The sequence below is a fragment of the Candidatus Izemoplasma sp. genome, from assembly GCF_982632705.1.
In genome coordinates, this window is sequence record NZ_CEXEES010000087.1 from 1 (window position 1) to 4,658 (window position 4,658).

At 28.8% G+C, this 4,658-nt stretch carries 2 protein-coding genes; one reads left to right on the forward strand and one right to left on the reverse strand.

Translation table 11 applies throughout. The features are described 5' to 3' along the window. Nucleotides 1–45: 45 nt before the first annotated feature. Nucleotides 46–1,161, reverse strand: coding sequence for an IS3 family transposase (locus AC2LE6_RS08500; protein ID WP_484478828.1), 1,116 nt, complete (start codon nucleotides 1,159–1,161; stop codon nucleotides 46–48). Nucleotides 1,162–1,758: 597 nt separating this feature from the next. Between AC2LE6_RS08500 and AC2LE6_RS08505 the strand changes: the two genes are divergently transcribed. Continuing rightward, a complete protein-coding gene (locus AC2LE6_RS08505; RefSeq protein WP_484478829.1) occupies nucleotides 1,759–4,428 on the forward strand; it encodes an HD domain-containing phosphohydrolase in 2,670 nt (889 codons plus the stop codon). Nucleotides 4,429–4,658 lie beyond the last annotated feature (230 nt).

Consider the following 4,658-nt stretch of genomic DNA (forward strand, 5'->3'; position numbering starts at 1 on the left):
ATTTAAACGAAAGACCATCAGTAATTGATGGCCTTTTTTATGTCTTTATTTAGCGGTATTTTCAAATTCACTTGGAGTTTTATAATTCAGTGATGCATGTGGACGTCTGTAATTAAAAAAATGAACGTATTCATCAATTGAATCTTTTAATTCGTTAAAGTCTTTGTAAATGAATCTATGGATTTCTTCTTTCTTTAAACTAGCAAATGTACTTTCACATATAGCATTGTCATGTGGACACCCAGTTTTAGAAAAAGATTGAGATACATTATGTTCAGCTAAACAGTTTTTAAATATATATGATTTATATTGTCTCCCTTGATCACTGTGAAATATTAAATTACCTGGTTTATTTCTTAAGATAAATGCTCTTTTAAATAACCTGACTATATTTATCGATTCCATGTTTTTAGATAGTGTGTAATCAATAATAAATCTTGAATAAATATCAATAATTACATATAAGTAATAATGTACAGAGTTTACTTTAATGTAGGTAATATCACTTATCCAAATCATATTTGTTTGAATAGTAGAATCTAACTTACTTATAATATTGGGCTTTGTAAAATATTTCCTTTTATGAGAGTCATTATAGTTTAAACTTTTTTGATTAGCTACTAGTTCCATTTCTTTCATTAATCTAGTTATTCTGCGTTCACTTATAATATAACCATCTTTAATAATGATTCTTCTTATTTTTCTTGACCCAAATCGTCCTTTTGATTCTATAAAGATATCCTTTATAATACTTTTGAATATTTCATCATCTTTGTGAAGTTTAGTTATTTTTGGTTTTCTGTATTTGTTATGATAATAGGTAGATCTTCGTAAGTTTAAAACTCTACAAATTGAATGGACTGGATATTTTTCATCTATTGAGATTGCGAATTTAAGCTTTTCACTTGATGAAAGATTTAGTTCCTTAATCACATATGTGAGTATTTCATTATCTCTTTTCAGTTTTTCAAGTTGAATCTTGTCTATATATATATAATGTTTACTAATGGTAGTTTTACTAATTGGATCTTCCTTAAATTTAGAAACCCAATTATATAAAGTACTTCTTGAAAGTTTATATTGTTTTGTCATATATGATACGGAAGTTCCTTTTAAATAATCATTAACCATTATAATTTTTTCTTCATTAGTGTATTGCATAAGTACCACCTTCCTTTTTATAATTATACAAAAAATTAAGAAGGTAGTTAGTGAGATTGCATTTTTCAATATTCGCTATTGCATGTTATTTATGCTACAATAAGTACAGGGATATTTATATGGGATATAGATATCTTTTTATAAGCACATAAAATCAAAAGTTTTATTTGAAAGAAAGAAGTTAGGAGGAATAGCGAAATGATTAAAAATAGTGAAATATCTTTAAAGACAAAAAAAATCATTGTAATTTTAAATAGTATAATAATATTATTTGGTATAATTACTTTTATTGGCTGGCTTACTGGTTTTGATAATTTGGCTAGTATCCAAGAAAGTTATATACCAATGTCAAGAGACACTGCCTTGTTTTTTATATTGTTAGGTAGTATATCAATATTGCTTTTGAATAAGAAATCAGAAAATGTAATAAAACTTTTTAAGGTGATTGCACTTTTTATTGCAGTCTATGGGTCATTAAAATTTATAGAATACTTTATTCATTTCGATTTGACTTTCGAAGATTTATGGTTGCCAGCATCTGAAGGAACGGATTTGTATCCAGTCAAAAGGATGTCACCATATACCGGATTTTTATATATGTTTTCAGGCGTTTCATTTTTCCTATCTTTACAAAAAAATAATAAAAAAGTGAAAGACAATATATCAGCAATATTTGGGGTTATAATATTTTTACTAAGTTTTGTTGCGGTAACTGGTTATATATTTGATTCCCCACTGCTTTATGGGTCAGGGATTATACCAATAGCAATAAACACAGCTGTTGCATTTATGTTCTTAGGCTTTTCTATAATTCTAAGTACACACAATTCTTACGTTGTTAATTATGTTACTAGTAATGAGATTTTAAAGACTTTACTTTTGACATTTATTCCATTAACAACCATTTTGATTTTCATTATTACTCTATTGACAAAAGTAGTACTTCAAAATAGTGCAACGAATATAGGATTGTTTACATCATTGGTATGTTTGATTACTTTGTTCGTTGTTATTATAGTTATTATACCAATATCAAAAAGAATAACGCGCAAGATTGACCGTTCAAACGCTGACTTATTGTTGGCTGGAGATATATTTAAAAACAGTATCGAAAATGCACCTATCCCTATTATGATTCATGCAGAAGATGGTACTGTATTAAATATAAGTCAAGAATGGACTAATCTTTCGAAATATGCAAAATCAGATATTCCAACAATATTTGATTGGACTAACAAAGCTCATGGGCAAGATAAAGAACATGTGAGAGACCGTATTAATAAGCAGTATACCTTGTTAGAAAATCAACATGATGGAGAATATGTTGTTAATACTAAAGATGGAAGGCATTTGATTTGGGACTTTAATTCTATTTCAATTGGGAATTTACCCGATGGTAGAGCTGTAGCAATGAGTGTTGCAATGGATGTAACTGAAAAATCAAAAGAAGAAGAAAATATAAAACAACTAAATAAAGAGTTGAACGAGTCACAATTGTTATTGAATGCAAGCTTAGAAAGTCCAAAGGACATCATTATTTTATCTTTAGATACTGAGTATAGATACATGTTCTTTAACAAAGCACATAGCACCTCAATGAAATTGGCTTACAATGCAGACGTTACTATTGGTATGTGCATATTTGATTTTATGACTTCCAAAGATGATATAAAAAGAATAAAAGAAAACTATGATAGAGCTTTATCTGGTGAAACTCATACTAAGAGAGAGCAATATGGTGATTTAGATAAAAGTTATTTTGAAATGATATTTAGTCCAATCATTGATAATGAAAAAGAAATTATTGGGATATCTTCATTTGCCAGAAATATAACTGAAATGACTAAAGCAAATATAAAACAAAAGGAAAGTGAAGAAAAGTATAGACTATTGTCAGACATGTTGCCTTTAGGCATGGTTCATTATTCTATTGTACGTGATGCTGAAAAAAATAAAATTGATTTTCAAATTCTAGGAATTAATAAAGTATATGAGCAATTAGTTGGAAAGAATAGTTCTGAACTTATTGGTAGGAACCTTTGGGATGTTTTCCCGCAAACAGAACAGTATTGGATTGATGAATTTGAGAAAGTTGCTAATTCTGGTAAGACTAGTATATTTGAAGATTATTCAATAGCTATAGATAGTTATTTAAAAATTTATGCTTATAAAATTGGTGTTGACAGAATGGCTGTTATTATGGAAGACGTTACAGAAAATAGAAGAAGACAGAAAGAAATCTTGTATATAAGTTATCATGATTCATTAACAGACTTACATAATAGAAGATATTTTGAAGATAATCTGAGGGAATTGGATATTCCTGAAAATTTACCTTTAACAATTGTAATGTCAGACATTAATGGTTTAAAGTTAATTAATGATGCTTTTGGGCATGGAGCTGGTGACAAACTTCTTATTTCAGCTTCAAAAGTTATTTTAAGTGCATGCAGAGAAACTGATTTAATTGCTAGAATTGGTGGAGATGAATTTGTTATTGCTATGCCTAAAACTAGTGGAGAACAAGCAGAGAAAATAATTAGTAAGGCAAACAAAAAGGCAAAAAAAATTAATATAGAATCAATAGAGTTATCTATATCATTTGGGTTTGCAACTAAGAATAATATTAACGAGAACATCCAAGAAACTTTTAGAAGTGCTGAAGATTTAATGTACAGAGTAAAATTACTTGAGATACCTTCAATGAGAAGTGGAGCTATTGAAACTATTTTGCATACATTATATGAGAAAGACAAGAATTCTGAAATTCATTCAAGAACTGTATCTGAAATTAGCGAGAAAATCGCTAAGGCTCATGGAATGAATGGACAAGAAGTAAATGAAGTGAAAACAGCAGGATTACTGCATGATATAGGAAAGATAATTATTCCAATTAGTATTATTATAAAAGAAGGGAAGTTATCCACAGAAGAATATGAATTAGTAAAATCGCATCCAGAAATTGGTTTTAGAATATTGAACTCTACTCATGATATGAGGAGTATTTCAAATATTGTTCTGAGTCACCATGAAAGATGGGATGGTCTTGGTTATCCAAGAGGAATAAAAGCAGAAGATATTCCTCTGCAATCAAGAATAATTTCAATTGCTGATGCATTTGATGCAATGACAAGTGCAAGAACATATAGAGAGATTTTCACGAATGAAGAAGCATTGAATGAAATCAAAGATAACGCAGGATCTCAATTTGATCCTGAACTAGTTAAAATATTTGAAGAGCATTTTTTAGAAATTATAGTTGATTAATATTTCAAATTATTAATAGAATTACAAAGGCTCTCAGAAATGAGGGCCTATTTCTTTTAATATAGTTTGAAACTTAAGGGGTAAAAAAGAAACTTTGCGTCATAGAATGGACTAAGGTATAAGAATTATTTGTGAAACAATATATGGCAGTAAAGGTTACAATAGCGAGATCATGAGGTTTGAGCTAAATCTTGCGGACGCGGATAAGTTTCAGGGACCCTCAACTCCAC